Consider the following 15,256-nt stretch of genomic DNA (forward strand, 5'->3'; position numbering starts at 1 on the left):
CAGATTCCGGTCGGGTGGTCGGCGCGTGCGACGCGTCGAGGCAGGGCCGCGGAGTTCCCTGTGTTCCCGAAGAGCAGCACCCGTCCCGCTTCCCGTTCGACCCGCCGCATGCGCGGCGGACTCGCGGTCGCGGGCGTCATGGCGGCCGCTGCGGCCGCCACCTTCATCCCGACTGCCGCGAATGCCGCCGACGGCGCGACCTGGGACGCCCTGGCCCAGTGCGAGTCGGGCGGCAATTGGGCGATCGACACCGGCAACGGCTACTACGGCGGTCTGCAGTTCTCACTGTCGACGTGGCAGGCGAACGGAGGCTCGGGCAACCCGGCCGACGCGTCGCGCGAGGAGCAGATCCGTGTCGCGGAGAACGTGCTCGCGACGCAGGGCTGGGGAGCATGGCCGACGTGCTCCGCCCAGATCGGCGCCACGGGCACGGCCGACACGAGCGGCTCGCAGGCGGCCCCCGCTGAGGAGCCCGCGCCGGCCCAGAGCGCCCCCGCCGAGCAGAGCGCCCCCGCCGAGCAGACGACGCCGGCCGAGACCACGGCTCCCGTGGAGGACGCCGCGCCGTCGTACGACCTCCCCGACGTGGAGGCCTCCGATGAGACCTACACGGTGCAGGCGGGTGACACCCTGTTCGCGATCGCCGAGGCGCACGGTCTCGACAGCGGCTGGCTCGGCGTGTACGCCGTCAACCAGGACAGCGTGTCGGACCCCGACCTCATCGAGGTGGGACAGGAGCTCGTGCTGCCGGCCGAGTGAGCGGATGGCGAGGGCGCGCGGTCGGGTGACCGCGCGCCCTCGCCATGCGAGGCCATCCGCGGACACGTTCGGTCACATTCGTTGACGTCTCCGGTGGCCTCGGGGAGGGTTCCGTGCATGACCGACACCTTCCCGACCGCTGACGCGGCGTCGTCGCACGAGCCGCTGAGGTTCGCCTACTGGGTCCCCAATGTGAGCGGCGGCCTGGTCGTCTCGACGATCGAGCAGCGCACCTCATGGGACTACGACTACAACGTCCGGCTCGCCCAGACGGCCGAGCGCGTGGGCTTCGAGTACGCGCTGAGCCAGGTGCGCTACCTCTCGAGCTACGGTGCGGCGCAGCAGCACGAGTCGACCTCGACGAGCCTCGCCCTGCTGCTCGCGACCGAGCGCCTCAAGGTGATCGCGGCCGTGCACCCCGGCCTCTGGGAGCCGGCGGTGCTCGCGAAGTTCATCCTCACCGCCGACCAGTTCTCGAAGGGCCGGGCCGCCGTCAATGTCGTGAGCGGATGGTTCAAGGACGAGTACACGAAGCTCGGGCTTCCGTGGCTCGAGCACGATGAGCGCTACCGGCGCTCGGCGGAGTTCATCGAGGTCCTCCGTAGACTGTGGACCGAGGAGAACGTCGACTTCCACGGCGACTTCTACCGCGTGAACGATTTCACGCTGCGACCGGGGCCGTACCCCGTCGAGGGGCGCGCGCATCCGGAGATCTTCCAGGGCGGCAACTCGACGGCGGCGCGATTCAACGGCGGCGCGCACGCGGACTGGTACTTCTCGAACGGCAAGGACTTCGACGGCTTCACGGAGCAGTACGACGAGGTCACGCGCATCGCGGCCGAGCACGGACGGACGGTTCGATTCGGTCTGAACGCGTTCACGATCGTGCGCGACACCGAGTCCGAGGCCCGTGATCAGCTGCGAGAGATCATCGCCAAGGCCGACTCGGCTTCCGTCGAGGGCTTCCGCCGGTCGGTGCAGCAGGCCGGTGCATCGACGGCGGACAAGAAGGGCATGTGGGCGGACTCGACGTTCGAGGACCTCGTGCAGTACAACGACGGCTTCCGCACGCAGCTGTTCGGACCGCCCGAGCAGGTGGCCGAGCGGATCATCGCCTACAAGAGGCGCGGAGTCGACCTGTTCCTCCTCGGGTTCCTGCACTTCCAGGAGGAGCTCGAGGCCTTCGGCGAGCAGGTGATCCCGATCGTGCGGGAGATCGAGGCGGACCTGGCGCGGACGGGCGATCCGATCGACGTCGCACGCTGACAGGGGGGTGGGGCGTCGCCGGGCGACCCCCGCTCCCTGTCCGCCGGCGGGCGGAACCGCGTGACATCGCCCGGCCCGCGCGGCATGCTCGGTGTCATGGAAGCCGCTGCCTGGGTGCTGCACGTCGACATGGACCAGTTCATCGCCGCCGTCGAGGTGCTGCGGCATCCGGAGCTGGCGGGACGGCCCGTCATCGTTGGAGGGAACGGCGATCCAACCGAGCGCGCGGTCGTGAGCACGGCGTCGTACGAGGCGCGCGCCTACGGGATCGGATCGGGTATGCCCTTGAAGATCGCGGCCAGGAAGGCTCCCGATGACGCGGTCTTCCTGCCGGTCGATCACGGCGCGTACGAGGCGGTGTCGGCGGAGGTCATGGCGGCGCTGCGTGCGCTGCCCGGCGTCGTCGTCGAGGTCCTCGGGTGGGACGAGTGCTTCCTCGGGGTGACGACGGACGAGCCGGAGGCCGTGGCGAGGGATGCGCAGGCCGCCGTTCTCGCGGCGACTCGGCTGCACTGCTCGGTCGGCATCGGCGACAACAAGGTGCGTGCCAAGATCGCGACCGAGTTCGGAAAGCCGCGCGGCCTGTTCCGTCTCACCGCGGCGAACTGGTTCGAAGTCATGGGGGAGAAGCAGACGCGCGACCTGTGGGGTGTCGGGCCGAAGGTGCAGAAGCGCCTCGCCGAGCACGGCATCCGCACCGTCCGCGAGCTCGCCGACGCGGATGAGCGGGAGCTCGTCGAGGAGTTCGGCCCGAAGATGGGCGTCTGGTACCTGGGGCTGGGTTCGGGCCACGGCCCGGCGGTCGTCGACGACGCTCCATGGGTCGCGCGCAGCCATAGCCGAGAGACGACGTTCCAGGAGAACCTGACAACGCCCGCCCAGGTCGCCGCGGCGCTCGCCGACCTCGCGGCGCTCGCGTTCGACGACTGCGCGGCAGAGGGACGGCCGGTCTCGCGCGTGAACCTGAAGGTGCGCTACGCCCCGTTCACGACGCGGACGTTCGGGCGGAAGCTGCCCGTGCCGTCGACCTCGCGGGACGAGGTGGTCACGGCGGCCGTCGCTCTCGGCGGGACGCTCGACGCCGACCGGGAGGTGCGGCTGCTCGGCGTCCGCGCGGAGATGCCGATGCCCGAGAGCGGCGACCCCGTGGAGCGGACGCCCGTGCGGGGGAGGATCTGATCACACCCGCTCGACGGGGAGCCAGAGTTCGCACGTCGCCGTGCGGAAGTCGGCGGAGCGCTCGAGGATGGCGACGATCGATGGTCCTGGCCGCAGACGCCAGGCGTTGGACGGGAACCACTCCGCCGCCGTCGCGGCCCAGACCGTCTGCAGTGCATCGGGGTGTGGGCCCTCGGAACGGAACACCGCCCAGGCTCCGGCGGGCACCTCGATGACGTCGAGATCGTCGGGGACATCCACGCCCTCCGAGACCGCGACGCCATGGAGATAGAGCAGGGATTCACCCTCCTCCGCCGTCGGTTCGATGTCGTCCGTCACCTGCAGGATCCCGCGCGGTTCGCCGTCGGCGAGCTCCTTGAGCCGCGTGTGCGCACTCGGCGGCAGGGACGTGACGAACTCCTGGATGTGCGGGTTCGCGCCTCGATGGATGAGCGGGACGCGTGTGGCGTGGCCCGCGAGACGGAGTGCTGGTCGATCGATGATGCGTGCGTCCATGGGGACGCTCCCTTCGATGGTGAGGCGGAACCTCAGGGGCGATTGCATGCGGAGGGGGCCGCCATCGGCGCGTGCAGCGGACGCGTCGATGCCGTGGACGGCCCGGAATGCGCGACCGAAGGCCTCGGCGGATCCGTACCCGAAGCGGACGGCCACGGAGAGCATGTCGTGCTCACCCGCCATGACCGCGGACGCCGCGGCCGTCATGCGCCGTCGCCGGATGTATTCCGACAGAGGCATGCCCGCGAGCGAGGAGAACATCCGACGCAGGTGATACTCGGTCGTGCCGGCGGTCCGTGCCGCCCGTGCGACGTCGACCTCGTCTCCCAGGTCGTGTTCGATCAGCTCCACGAGGTGATTGAGCTCGGCGATCATGGCGGGCCTCCTTCACGACGAGTCTGCCCGGATGCCGGGCGCGCCGCCCGATCGTGGAGAACCGGTCCGATCGGACCGGCTCCCGACAGTCAGCCCGGGGGCGGGTCGCCGTCGTGGATGAACCGAGGTGTCCGCCGGAGGACCGGCTCGGGGATGTCGATGTAGGTTCGGCCGAGCGGCGACGTCCATCGCAACCTGCCTCCCGACAGCTGCTCGACGCGCCAGGCGGTGGCCTGCTCGAGGGTGTGGTGGCTCTCGCAGAGGCCTTCGAGGTTCACGACGTTCGTGGCGCCGCCATCGCTGTAGGCGATCGTGTGATCGAGATCGACGATGGGCGCGCGGCATCCGGGGAACCGGCAGTGCTCGTCGCGCGCGAAGACGAATCTGCGCTGAGCGGCAGTGGGGAATCGCTGGTCGGCGGTGAGGAGGACGCTCGTGTCGGCGTCGACGAAGAGACAGCTCCACGTGGGGGCGCCGGCCATGACCGCACGCGCGATGTCGAGGGGGAGCGGGCCGTACCCGGCGAGGTGGGCGGGCTCAGCTGCGGCGCCGCCTGGCGACTTCACGGGGATCGTGATGTGCACGGTGCCGCGGATGGCGCCCAGCCCGCCGCGGGTGATGCCGGGGCCGGCCATGGGCGGCGCAGCGAGCAGCAGGTCGCACATGACGTCGGCGCGGAGGTGGGCGAGGGTGCGCGTGTCGTCGGCGTAGAGTTCGGGTCCGCCGGAGTGCCGCGCGGAGCGCACCTGCCGAGCCATCTGATCGAGGCGGTCGATGATCGCGGCGCCCATGACGGAGGGGATGTAGGCGGTGAGCCAGCCCATTCCGTCTTCGTCGGCCTCGAAGGCGACGCGACGACGCTGATGTGCGCTCGCGTGCCGCTCGTCGAGAGGGACAGGGTGGATGGTCTCCGCGATCCTGCGCGCGACGGTCCGGAGGGTGGCCGCCGTCATCGGCTGCTCGGCGAGCTTGTCGAGCACGGCCTGATCGAAGCGCGCGAGTGCGGCACGGTCGTCGCCGAGCGTGTCACCCGCAGCGACGATCGCCTGCGCGTGGGCGGGGGAGAGGAGGCCGATTGCCATCCGCTCCTGAACGCGCGGGAAGCGGGAGAGGAGCACGGCCGCCGCGTTCATCTGCCGCTCCGCGGCGCGACCGGAGATGTTCGTCGCTGCGGCGATCTCCTCGGCGACCGCGCGGTGCGCCCACGAGTTCGACGATGCCCCTGATGCGACCTGTCGTTCATGCTGAGCGTGGGCGATGCCGCCCGCGATCGCGAGGGCGACCTGCCGCCCCGCGTGCGCGTGAGCGATGACGCGGTCGGCGGCGGCGATCGCGTCGACCGCTGCCGCCAGCGCGGCGCGCTCGACGGCGGTCGGGAATCCCGCCTTCTCGAGTTCGTGATCTGCGCCTGCGTCCATGGTTCCATCATGGACGAGGCCACCGACATTCGAAGAGAGATACGATCGTACGGTGACGGACCCGTCTGTGCGCACAATGGATCGTGCCCGACAAGCCCGCTGCCGAGATCGTCATCGATGAGCCGCTCATCCGAGGCCTCCTGCGGGAGCAGGCGCCCGGGCTCGCGCGCGAGCCGCTGCGACACGTCGCGGACGGCTGGGACTGCAGCGTCTGGCGCGTGGGGGAGCGGTTCGCCGTCCGGATGCCGCGGCGAGCGCTGGGGGCTCAGCTCGTCCTGCATGAGCAGCAGCATCTCGGGGCCATCTCGGCACGCCTGGCGCCTCTGCGGATTCCCGATCCTGTCGTCGCGGGGCGTCCGAGCGCGGCGTATCCGTGGCACTGGTCGATCGTGCCGTGGGCGGATGGCACGCCGGGGCTCTCGGTCGCGAGGTCCGATCGCGGCGGCTGGGCTGTGCCGCTCGCGCGGGCGCTGAGACGTCTGCATGTGGTCGCGAAGGGGGAGTTCCCCGTCAACCCGTATCGGGGCGTGCCGTTGCGCGAGCGGGACGCGGCCATCCGAGCCCGCCTTCGTCAGGCGGAGGTCTTCCTCGGCGTGGGCACCGCCCGCAGTCTCTCCGCCGTGTGGCAGGCGGGTGTGGCGGCCGTCGCGTGGACATCCGGGCCCGTACGGATCCACGGCGATCTCCACCCCGGCAACCTCATCGCGGATGGCAGCGCCCTCGTGTCGATCATCGACTTCGGGGATCTCACGGCAGGCGACCCGGCTTACGATCTCGCGGTCGCGTGGCTCGCGTTCGATGCGCGGGGGAGGGCAGCCTTCCAGGCGGAGCTGCAGGGCGTCTACGACGCACCGACGTGGATGCGCGCTCGTGCGTGGGCTGCGGCCGTCGCGCTCATGCTCGTTCTGCAGAGCGACGACGACCCCGACTACCGGAGGCTCGGACGGGAGGTCGTCGCCGAGCTCGTACCGGAGTCCTCGCCGCATTGACGCAGGGCGCGGCGGTGTGGTCGAGTGAACTCCGTGACGGACACGACAGGCGGTTTCAGCGACACGGAGCGCGCCGCGATGAAGCAGCGCGCGGAGGAGCTCCGCGCATCCAAGGGACTCAAGGGCGCGGCGAAGCTCGCCAAGGAGCTGGAGGCGTGCATCGCCGCCATCGACGGGCTCGAGGGCGCGGACGGGGCGATCGCGACCCGCTTCCACGCGATCGTGTCGGAGGAGGCGCCCGACCTCGCCCCGAAGACCTTCTACGGCTTTCCCGCGTACGCGCGCGACGGCAAGGTCGTCACGTTCTACCAGCCCGCCTCGAAGTTCGACACCCGATACGGCACGATCTCATTCGACGAGCCGGCCAACCTCGATGACGGGCCGATGTGGCCAGTCTCGTTCGCGGTCCTGGAGATCACCGACGAGGTCGAGGAGCGCCTGCGCTCCCTCGTCCGCAGCGCCATCTCCTGATCGGCTGGCCGGTACCTCCAGACGGACGCGGCGAGCGTCGTCTCAGCGGACCATCCGCAGTTCGACGGCACCGTCGAGATCCGGATCGGTGAACGTCACGCCGTCTTCTGCGAACCCCCTCCGCTCGTAGAAGCGACGGGCGCCGGTGTTCTCGCGCAGCACCCAGAGCTGGGCCGGCCCCGTCCCGAGGACGCGCTCGAGGAGGGCGGTGCCGGCTCCGCGCCGGTGCGCATCCTCGAGCACGTAGAGGGAGAAGAGATGGAGGTCCCGGACCGGGGCCGCGTTCCTTCGAGCATCGGGATGACCGGATCCGGCCGCGAACGCGAAGCCGACGATCTTCTCTTCGTCCACGACCACGGCGGTGGCGCCGAGTACGGGCTGCGCCGCCAGGATGGCTCGCCACATGTGCTCCCGTCGAGCGAGCGTGTTCCCGTCGAGGACGCGCGACGGAAGCATGGTCGAGTACGTCTCGCGCCAGGAGTCGACGTGGACCGCGGCGATCTGCTCGGCGTCGGCGAGGGTGGCATCGCGCACCCGCAGGGGAGCGGCGGTCATGATCCGGTCTCGGTCAGCCACGCGTCGACGATCCGGCGAAAACCATCCGGCTGCTCCACCCACGGATAGTGACCGCAGTCGTCGATCATCGCCAGCTTCGCGCTGAGCGCGTCGGCGTAGTCGGCGACGGGCTGGACGCCCGTGAGGGCATCACCGTCCCCGCCGACGACGAGCGTGCGGGGGAGCGGCGCAGCAAGGATGCGCTCGACGGCGTCCGCGGGGACGCCGTCGAACCATGCTCGCGCCGCCGCCAGGCTCACGGCGCCGACGCGCGAGTGAGCCTCCTCGACGTCGGTCCAGTGTGCATAGGTCGCGGGCGCCTGGCGGAGGAAGGCGGCTCGGAACTCGCCCTCCGTCTCCGGCTCGTCGTGCTCGAGCGAGCGGAGCGCGTCCCGGACGGCCGGGATGGCGCTGTCGAGCCGGATCGCGTCGCCGTCGTATGGCGACCCCGTCAGCCAGGACGCGGGTGGAGTCACCAGAGCGAGCGAGCGGACGCGATCGGGCTGGCGCGTCGCGGTCGCGAGCGCGAGACGCGTCCCCGCCGAGTGCGCGAGGATGTCGGCGCGCGGCACATCGAGCGCGTCGACCAGCGCGATCACATCGTCGGCGTCCGTCCACCATCCACGGGATCGCCCGCCGCTGAGCGGCGCGCCGCGCGGATGGAGCACGACCATGCGCCGTGCGCGTCCGAGGCCCGCGAGGTCGCCGAGGTACTCCGGACCGCGGCACGGCCCGCCCGGGAGCACGATGATCGGATCGCCCTCGGTCGCCTCGGACTCGGTGACGGCGAAGGGCAGATCCAGCTCGGTGATGCGCACGGACTCCATCCTCCCGCAGGGGACGACCGGCGGTTCGACCTCGCGGGGAGCTCATCGGTCAGAGACGAGTAATCTGACATAATGTGCATTATCAGTATCGAGGGTGCATGGAGCTGCTAGGCGGTCCAGGCCTGCACATGCCGGCGGTCTGCGGGCACGAGCATGGCCGCGAGGCCGGTGTCGAAGGTGGCGAGCACGGCCGAATGGCGCGCCGCGAGATTGACGAGATGCAGATCTGTGACCTGTCGGCGCCCCATCAGCGGACGCGGGTCGATGTGCGGCGCGGCGAGACTCGCGTCGTCGGCGAGAAACGTCCATCCAGGCACGTCGCGCAGCGCCGCCAGCTGTCGCAGCGCCTCCGAACCCGTCACCTCGCGGCCGGTCACCGCGGGCGTCAGCAGCAACCGGACGAGTCCGTTCTCCGTCAGCGGCGTCGTCGCCCATGAATCCACCTCGGCGAAGTGCGAATGTGCCGCTTCATGGTGCACGTGCGCATCCCAGCTGAGTGCGAACAGCACGTTGACGTCGAGCAGTACGGACGTCGCCGCCTCAGTCATCGCGATGTTCTGCCACGAGCTCGTCGGTGACGATGTGATCCCGACTGCCCGACAGAACGGGAAAGCCGCGCGTTCGCGTCGCGGGTACGTCGGATTGCGCGAGGCCGCGGAGCGCGAGATCCGACACGGCGCGACCGAGCGAGATCCCCTCGGCGCGCGCCTTCGACCGCGCGACACTGAGGACCGCGGGGTCGATGTCGAGCGTGGTCCGCATCACCGCATCATATCATCACAAGTCGTCGATCCACCGCTCGAGCTCGCGTGCGCGACGGAACAGCAGAACCGGCGGTCCGCTGCCGTCGTCCACCCACGCCCGCATCGTCCTTCGCTTGCGCTTCCATGAGCGGAAGTGCCAGAGCACGATCGAGTCGCGCGACAGCAGCTGCCGCCACGTCTCGCGGTTCCCGGCGAACAGCTCCTGTCGCGTGATCACGCGATGCAGTGCACGACGTGTGACGCGCTGCAGAGAGAACCACCGCGGATAATCGAGCCCGATCACGAGGTCGGCGAGCGGATGCACGCGGTCCTTCCACGTCGCGTACGCGCTGTCGAACACCCACGCGTCGCCCGCAGCAGCCGACTCCGCCATCGCGATCTGCTCGTCGAGCGGGCGATTCGTCCATCCCGGCAGCCACCCGATCTCGTCGGCGAGCACCACGGGCAGGCCGAGTCGCTCGCCGATCCGGATGGCCGCCGTCGTCTTCCCTGCGCCCGTCACCCCGTAGATCAGGATGCGTCGCGGCGCGCTCACGCGCCGACGTACGCTGCGAGGTGCTCGCCCGTGAGCGTCGACCGCGCCGCGACGAGATCGTGAGGGGTTCCCTCGAACACGATCGTTCCGCCCTCGTGCCCGGCTCCAGGGCCGACGTCGATGATCCAATCGGCGTGCGCCATGACCGCCTGATGGTGCTCGATCACGACCACTGTCTTCCCGCTGTCGACGAGCCGGTCGAGCAGCCCCAGCAGCTGCGCCACATCGGCCAGGTGCAGTCCCGTCGTGGGCTCGTCGAGCACGTACACGTCGCCCTTCTCCCCCATCTGGATGGCCAGCTTGATCCGCTGCCGCTCGCCTCCCGACAGGGTCGACAGCGGCTGGCCGAGTGACAGATACCCGAGCCCCACGTCCTCCAGGCGGCCGAGGATCGACGTCGCGGCCGGGAGCTTCGCATCCCCCTCGGAGAAGAACGCCCGCGCCTCCGCGACCGGCAGGTCGAGCACCTCCGTGATGTCCTTGCCACCCAGCCGGTACTCCAGCACGCCCGCCTGGAACCGCTTGCCGCCGCAGTCCTCGCAGGGCGTCTCGATGGTGTCCATGAAGCCGAGCTCGGTCACGATGACCCCCGAGCCCTTGCACGAGGGGCAGGCGCCCTCCGAGTTCGCGCTGAAGAGCGCCGGCTTCACGGCGTTCGCCTTCGCGAACGCCTTCCGGATGGGCTCGAGCAGGCCGGTGTAGGTCGCCGGATTGCTTCGGCGCGATCCCTTGATCGCGGTCTGGTCGATCGCGACGACGCCCTCGCGTTTCGCGACCGAGCCGTGGATGAGCGAGCTCTTGCCCGACCCCGCGACACCGGTCACGACGGTGAGCACCCCGATCGGGATGTCGACGTCGACATCCCGCAGGTTGTTCGCGGTCGCGCCCCGCACCTCGATCGCCCCCTTCCCCGCCCGCACCGCGGGCTTGAGCGCGGCGCGGTCGTCGAGATGGCGGCCGGTGCGGGTGCCGCTCGCGCGCAGGCCGTCGACCGTGCCTTCGAAGCAGATCTCCCCTCCCCCGCTGCCGGCGCCCGGCCCGAGGTCCACGACGTGGTCGGCGATCGCGATCGCCTCCGGCTTGTGCTCGACGACGAGCACCGTGTTGCCCTTGTCGCGCAGTCGGCGCAGGAGCCCGTTCATGCGCTCGATGTCGTGCGGATGCAGCCCGATCGTGGGCTCGTCGAACACGTAGGTGACGTCGGTCAGGGACGAGCCGAGATGCCGCAGCATCTTGATGCGCTGGGCCTCGCCGCCCGACAGGGTCCCCGACGGGCGCTCCAGACTGAGATAGCCCAGCCCGAGAGTCACGAACGCCTCGAGGTTCGCACGCAGTGCCTCCAGGAGCGGGCCGGCGCCCGGCAGCTCGAGCTCCCGCACCCACGCCGCGAGATCCGTGACCTGCATGCGGCACGCGTCCGCGATGCTCACGCCGTCGATCTTCGAGGAGCGAGCGCCCTCGGTGAGCCGTGTGCCGTTGCACTCCGGGCAGCGCGCGAATGTCGCGACGCGTTCGACGAAGGCGCGGATATGCGGCTGCAGCGCATCGAGGTCCTTCGACAGCATCGACTTCGTGATCTTGGGGATGAGCCCCTCGTACGTCATGTTGATGCCGGCGATCTTGACCTTCGTCACCTCGCCGTAGAGGAACAGCTGCCGCTGCTTCTCCGAGAACGCGGCGATCGGCTTGTCTGCCGGATAGAACCCGGACTGCGAGAAGCCCTTCACCATCCACCCGTCGGCCGTGTAGCCCGGCACCATGATCGCGCCCTCGTCGAGCGACTTCGACTCGTCGACCACCTGGGCGAGGTCGATGTCGGACACCGAGCCGCGTCCCTCGCAGCGCGGGCACATCCCGCCGAGGTAGACGACGTCCTTGACGACCTTCTTCTCGCCGCTGGCCGACGTCATCACGCCCGACGCCTTCTGCGTCGGGATGTTGAACGAGAACGCCGTCGGCCCGCCGATGTACGGCCGCCCCAGCTTGCTGAAGAGGATCCGCAGCATCGCGTTCGCATCCGTCACCGTCCCGACGGTCGACCGGGGGTTCGCCCCCAGCCGCTCCTGGTCGACGATGATCGCCGTCGTGAGGCCCTCCAGGACGTCCACGTCGGGCCGCGGCACCGACGGCATGAACCCCTGCACGAACGCGCTGTAGGTCTCGTCGATCATCCGCCGCGACTCCGCGGCGATGGTGTCGAAGACGAGGGAGCTCTTCCCCGATCCCGACACCCCGGTGAAGACGGTGAGCCGGCGCTTGGGGATCTCGACGCTGACGTCCTTGAGATTGTTCTCGCGGGCACCCTGCACGCGGATGGTGTCGTGCAGATCGGCGATGCGGGCGTCGTCGGTCATGAGGCGGTTCTCCAGGTCGGGGCGGGCGGGTCGGCGGGGATGCCGGTCAATGCTGCTGCAGGCGCAGCAGGTTCCCGGACGGATCGCGGAAGGCCGCGTCGCGGACGCCGTAGGGCTGGTCGATCGGCTCCTGCACGACCTCGGCGCCGGTGGCCTCGAGCGACGCGAACGCGGCGTCCACGTCTGCCGTCGCGAGCACGAGGCTCGCGAAGGTCCCCTTCGCCATCATCTCGAGCACGGTCTCCCGCTCGGTCGCCGTGATCCCCGTCTCGGCGGCGGGCGGGTAGAGGACGATGTTCACCTCCGGCTGGTCGGCGGGGCCGACGGTGATCCATCGCAGTCCCTCGTATCCGACGTCGTTCCTCACCTCCCAGCCGAGGGCGTCGCGGTAGAACGCGATCGCCGCCTCGGGATCGGTCTGCGGGAGGAAGCTGGAGTGGATGCGGATGCTCATGCCGGTCACGCTATCCGCAGGGCAGACGCGCGCGCTTCTCGATTCCTGATCGGTCGCAGCGCATGCTTCGACAGCGCCGTCGGAACGCCGGCGAGCTCGTCGCGGGCCGACGCGCGATACGCGCGCGGAGCCATCCCGACGAGCTCGGAGAACCGCGTGCTGAATGTGCCGAGCGATCCGCAGCCGACCGCGAAGCACACCTCCGTCACCGAGAGGTCGCCGCGACGCAGCAGAGCCATCGCCCGCTCGATGCGACGCGTCATGAGATAGGAGTACGGCGTCTCGTCGTACGCGGCGCGGAACCGTCTGCTGAGGTGCCCCGCCGACATCCCGACACCCCGTGCGAGCTTCTCGACGTCGAGGGGTTCCGCGTACTCGCGGTCGATCCGGTCGTGCACACGACGGAGGAGCACGAGCTCCCGCAGGCGGTCGGAGGTGTCGGATGGACCGGTCACCCGAGCGATTCTGCCACGCCGGCCGCCTCTCGGCCGTAGACCAGATGCGTCACGAGCGGTGTCGCCCGTGCGCTCACCGGGACGAGCCGGAACTCCGTGACCCCGTCGAGCAGCCGCTCCCCCGAACCGAGCAGGACCGGCGCGACATGCAGCCTCAGCTCGTCGACGAGATCGTCCTCGAGGAACTGCGCGATCGTCGCCGCGCCGCCGGCGATGGCGACGTCGCCGCCATCCGCCGCCGCCCGCGCCCGGGCGAGCGCATCCGTGATCCCCGACGTCGCGAAGTGGAAGGTCGTGCCGCCGTCCCGCGGGAGGTCGGGACGCTCATGATGCGTGAGGACGAAGACGGGGCCGTGGTACGGCGGGTCGTCGCCCCACCATCCGGTCCACGATGCGTCCGGCCATGGCCCCCGCACGGGGCCGAACATGTTGCGACCCATGATGAACGCGCGAGCCGCCACGATGGCGTCGCGCTCGCGCCGGTGCTCGTCGCCTTCCGCGAACTGCCACCGGTGCAGGTCCTCTCCCCCGCGCCCGAGAGGATGCTCGAGGCTCTGCTCCGGCCCGGCGACGAAGCCGTCCAACGACACGGTGACATCGCATACGACACGGCTCATCACGACTCCTCGCATCCGCTGCGGCACGTCCTCCGACGCTAAGGGGCGGTCCGCGGCGGCGCAAGGCGCGTCGGCGGATCGGTAGGTTGGAGGGGTGGTGGAGACAGACCGGGGCGCAGCCGCATGATCGACGTGCTCACGGGGTTCGCCGTCGTGGCCGTCGCCATCCTCACGGGCTACATCGTCGGGCGGATCGATCTGCTCGGACCGCAGGGCCGCTACGTGCTCAGCCGGCTGTGCTTCTTCGTCCTCAACCCGTTCCTGCTCTTCAGCGTGCTGTCCGAGTCCGACCTCTCGGTGCTGTTCTCGTCGCTGCTGCCCGCATCGGCGATCACGGCCGCGATCGTCTTCGTCGTGTTCGGCCTCGTCGCGCGGCTCGCGTGGCGCCGGAGCTGGGCGCAGACGACCGTCGGCGCGCTGGGCGCCGGCTACGTCAACGGCAACAACATCGGCATCCCGATCGCGACCTACGTCCTCGGCAACGGCGCTCTCGCCGCGCCGATCCTCCTCTTCCAGCTGCTCGTCATCACGCCCGTCGTCCTCGCCATCCTCGACGCCTCGACGACGAGCGATGCCTCGTTCGGGCGCATCATGCGGCGGACGCTCCGCAACCCCATGATCATCGGCGCCCTCCTCGGCGTGCTCGTGGCCGCATTCGACCTCGACCTGCCGGCGATCGTGATGGAGCCCGTCCACCTCCTCGCAGGCGGCTCGGTCCCCGTGCTCCTCGTGAGCTTCGGCATGTCGCTCTACGGTCAGCGCGTGCTCACGCAGGCCGGGACGCGCCGCGACATCCTCCTCGCGACCGCCCTCAAGCTCCTCGCGATGCCCGTCGTCGCCTGGGCGCTGGGCGCGTTCGCCTTCCGCCTCGAGGGGCATGCGCTGCTCGCCGTCGTCGTGCTGGCCGCCCTCCCCAGCGCGCAGAACGTCTTCAACTACGCGCAGCGGTACGGCACGGGCGAGGTGGTCGCACGCGACATCGTCTTCCTCACGACCCTCGGATGCCTGCCCGTGCTGTTCGGCTGCGCTCTCCTTCTCGGGTGACGGCGTCCCGGACGAGAGCTTCTCCGGTGAGGCGCCGACGGTCGCGCCAGGCGATGCCCCGGTCCACGGCCATCCCGACGAGCACTGCGGCGCCCGCGCCGATGAGCGCGCCGAGCAGCGGCTGGTCCCGAAGCCACGACCCCGCGAGCACGCCGATCCCGACCGAGTACGCCGCCCAGGCGAGGGCGGCGAGGCCCGCCAGCGGCAGGAACCGCCGCACCGGGTAGCGTGTGGCGCCGGCCGTGAGGTTGACCGCGACGCGGCCGACGGGGATGTACCGCGCGATGAGGATGAGCGACGCTCCCCTCCTCGCGAGGCCGTCCTGCGCCCACGCGACGGCTCGTCGCACCCGCGACGCCCGCATCCACCGGAAGCGCTCCGTCCCGATCCCCCGGCCGACGGCGTACGTCAGGGCATCGCCCGCGAACGCGCCCGCCGCGGCGACGAGCGCGACCAGCCAGGGCAGCGGCGTGCCGGCGGACGCGCCGACCGCCGCAGCCGACACGACGATCGTCTCGCTCGGCACCGGCGGGAAGACCCCGTCGACCGCCGTCGCGGCGAAGGTCACCGCGTACACCCACGGCGAGGCGGCCGCGGCGAGCAGGACGGCGTTGACGGAGGCCAGGAGCGCGAGCATGCTCCCACGCTAGGAAGCCCCGGGCCCTCCGGCGTCGGCCGCAGGTCGCGGGGACATCCTCC

General features: G+C 70.6%; 18 protein-coding genes. 6 read left to right on the forward strand and 12 right to left on the reverse strand.

Going from position 1 to position 15,256, the window contains the following annotated elements; genetic code table 11:
• Nucleotides 1-108 precede the first annotated feature (108 nt).
• From ABD998_RS02385 to ABD998_RS02395, 3 genes are all read left to right on the forward strand, one after another.
• Nucleotides 109-759, forward strand: a complete 651-nt coding sequence (locus ABD998_RS02385; RefSeq protein ID WP_345435550.1) for a transglycosylase family protein — start codon at nucleotides 109-111, stop codon at nucleotides 757-759.
• Between the two features lie 117 nt (nucleotides 760-876).
• Nucleotides 877-2,025: a dimethylsulfone monooxygenase SfnG gene (sfnG, locus tag ABD998_RS02390; RefSeq protein ID WP_345435552.1), complete on the forward strand. Its 1,149-nt coding sequence runs from the start codon at nucleotides 877-879 to the stop codon at nucleotides 2,023-2,025.
• Nucleotides 2,026-2,121: 96 nt separating this feature from the next.
• Nucleotides 2,122-3,204, forward strand: a complete 1,083-nt coding sequence (locus ABD998_RS02395) for a DNA polymerase IV (protein ID WP_345435554.1) — start codon at nucleotides 2,122-2,124, stop codon at nucleotides 3,202-3,204.
• Here the strand turns inward: ABD998_RS02395 and ABD998_RS02400 are convergent, their stop codons facing one another.
• Together ABD998_RS02400 and ABD998_RS02405 are read right to left on the reverse strand one after the other, a co-directional pair.
• Entirely contained in the window at nucleotides 3,205-4,074 is an 870-nt protein-coding gene (locus tag ABD998_RS02400; protein WP_345435555.1) for an AraC family transcriptional regulator, read from the reverse strand.
• 89 nt (nucleotides 4,075-4,163) lie between these two features.
• Nucleotides 4,164-5,492, reverse strand: a complete 1,329-nt coding sequence (locus ABD998_RS02405) for an HNH endonuclease signature motif containing protein (RefSeq protein ID WP_345435556.1) — start codon at nucleotides 5,490-5,492, stop codon at nucleotides 4,164-4,166.
• 83 nt (nucleotides 5,493-5,575) lie between these two features.
• Between ABD998_RS02405 and ABD998_RS02410 the strand changes: the two genes are divergently transcribed.
• The gene (locus ABD998_RS02410; RefSeq protein ID WP_345435558.1) at nucleotides 5,576-6,481 is read left to right on the forward strand and encodes an aminoglycoside phosphotransferase family protein; all 906 of its coding nucleotides are present in this window, start codon (nucleotides 5,576-5,578) and stop codon (nucleotides 6,479-6,481) included.
• A 33-nt stretch (nucleotides 6,482-6,514) separates the two neighbouring features.
• A complete protein-coding gene (locus ABD998_RS02415; RefSeq protein ID WP_345435560.1) occupies nucleotides 6,515-6,952 on the forward strand; it encodes a hypothetical protein in 438 nt (145 codons plus the stop codon).
• A gap of 42 nt (nucleotides 6,953-6,994) precedes the next feature.
• On the opposite strand, the gene ABD998_RS02420 is transcribed toward ABD998_RS02415, so the two are convergent.
• From ABD998_RS02420 to ABD998_RS02460, 9 genes are all read right to left on the reverse strand, one after another.
• Nucleotides 6,995-7,507, reverse strand: a complete 513-nt coding sequence (locus tag ABD998_RS02420; RefSeq protein WP_345435562.1) for a GNAT family N-acetyltransferase — start codon at nucleotides 7,505-7,507, stop codon at nucleotides 6,995-6,997.
• Nucleotides 7,504-8,325, reverse strand: a complete 822-nt coding sequence (locus ABD998_RS02425) for an alpha/beta fold hydrolase (RefSeq protein WP_345435564.1) — start codon at nucleotides 8,323-8,325, stop codon at nucleotides 7,504-7,506. The genes ABD998_RS02420 and ABD998_RS02425 overlap by 4 nt, the downstream gene beginning before the upstream one ends.
• Before the next feature lie 116 nt (nucleotides 8,326-8,441).
• On the reverse strand, nucleotides 8,442-8,882 hold the full coding sequence (locus tag ABD998_RS02430) for a TA system VapC family ribonuclease toxin (protein ID WP_345435566.1): 441 nt from the start codon (nucleotides 8,880-8,882) through the stop codon (nucleotides 8,442-8,444).
• Nucleotides 8,875-9,096, reverse strand: a complete 222-nt coding sequence (locus tag ABD998_RS02435; RefSeq protein ID WP_345435568.1) for a hypothetical protein — start codon at nucleotides 9,094-9,096, stop codon at nucleotides 8,875-8,877. The genes ABD998_RS02430 and ABD998_RS02435 overlap by 8 nt, the downstream gene beginning before the upstream one ends.
• 15 nt (nucleotides 9,097-9,111) lie before the next feature.
• On the reverse strand, nucleotides 9,112-9,633 hold the full coding sequence (locus ABD998_RS02440; protein WP_345435570.1) for an isopentenyl transferase family protein: 522 nt from the start codon (nucleotides 9,631-9,633) through the stop codon (nucleotides 9,112-9,114).
• Nucleotides 9,630-11,987 (reverse strand): excinuclease ABC subunit UvrA, encoded by a 2,358-nt coding sequence (locus ABD998_RS02445; protein ID WP_345435572.1) that lies wholly within the window; start codon nucleotides 11,985-11,987, stop codon nucleotides 9,630-9,632. The genes ABD998_RS02440 and ABD998_RS02445 overlap by 4 nt, the downstream gene beginning before the upstream one ends.
• A gap of 46 nt (nucleotides 11,988-12,033) precedes the next feature.
• Complete coding sequence (locus ABD998_RS02450; RefSeq protein WP_425562928.1) at nucleotides 12,034-12,441, reverse strand: VOC family protein; 408 nt, start codon at nucleotides 12,439-12,441, stop codon at nucleotides 12,034-12,036.
• Nucleotides 12,442-12,446: 5 nt separating this feature from the next.
• Nucleotides 12,447-12,896 carry a helix-turn-helix transcriptional regulator gene (locus tag ABD998_RS02455; protein ID WP_345435576.1) on the reverse strand — a complete coding sequence of 150 codons (450 nt, stop codon included), beginning with the start codon at nucleotides 12,894-12,896 and terminating at the stop codon, nucleotides 12,447-12,449.
• Complete coding sequence (locus ABD998_RS02460; protein WP_345435578.1) at nucleotides 12,893-13,513, reverse strand: dihydrofolate reductase family protein; 621 nt, start codon at nucleotides 13,511-13,513, stop codon at nucleotides 12,893-12,895. Before ABD998_RS02460 ends, ABD998_RS02455 begins: the two co-directional genes overlap by 4 nt.
• A gap of 123 nt (nucleotides 13,514-13,636) precedes the next feature.
• Between ABD998_RS02460 and ABD998_RS02465 the strand changes: the two genes are divergently transcribed.
• Entirely contained in the window at nucleotides 13,637-14,557 is a 921-nt protein-coding gene (locus ABD998_RS02465) for an AEC family transporter (RefSeq protein WP_345435580.1), read from the forward strand.
• Here the strand turns inward: ABD998_RS02465 and ABD998_RS02470 are convergent.
• Nucleotides 14,502-15,194, reverse strand: a complete 693-nt coding sequence (locus ABD998_RS02470; RefSeq protein ID WP_345435582.1) for a DedA family protein — start codon at nucleotides 15,192-15,194, stop codon at nucleotides 14,502-14,504. The two genes, ABD998_RS02465 and ABD998_RS02470, sit on opposite strands and share 56 nt — an antisense overlap.
• Nucleotides 15,195-15,256 lie beyond the last annotated feature (62 nt).

It is taken from the genome of Microbacterium gilvum, from assembly GCF_039543865.1.
In the GTDB taxonomy this organism is placed as follows: domain Bacteria; phylum Actinomycetota; class Actinomycetes; order Actinomycetales; family Microbacteriaceae; genus Microbacterium; species Microbacterium gilvum.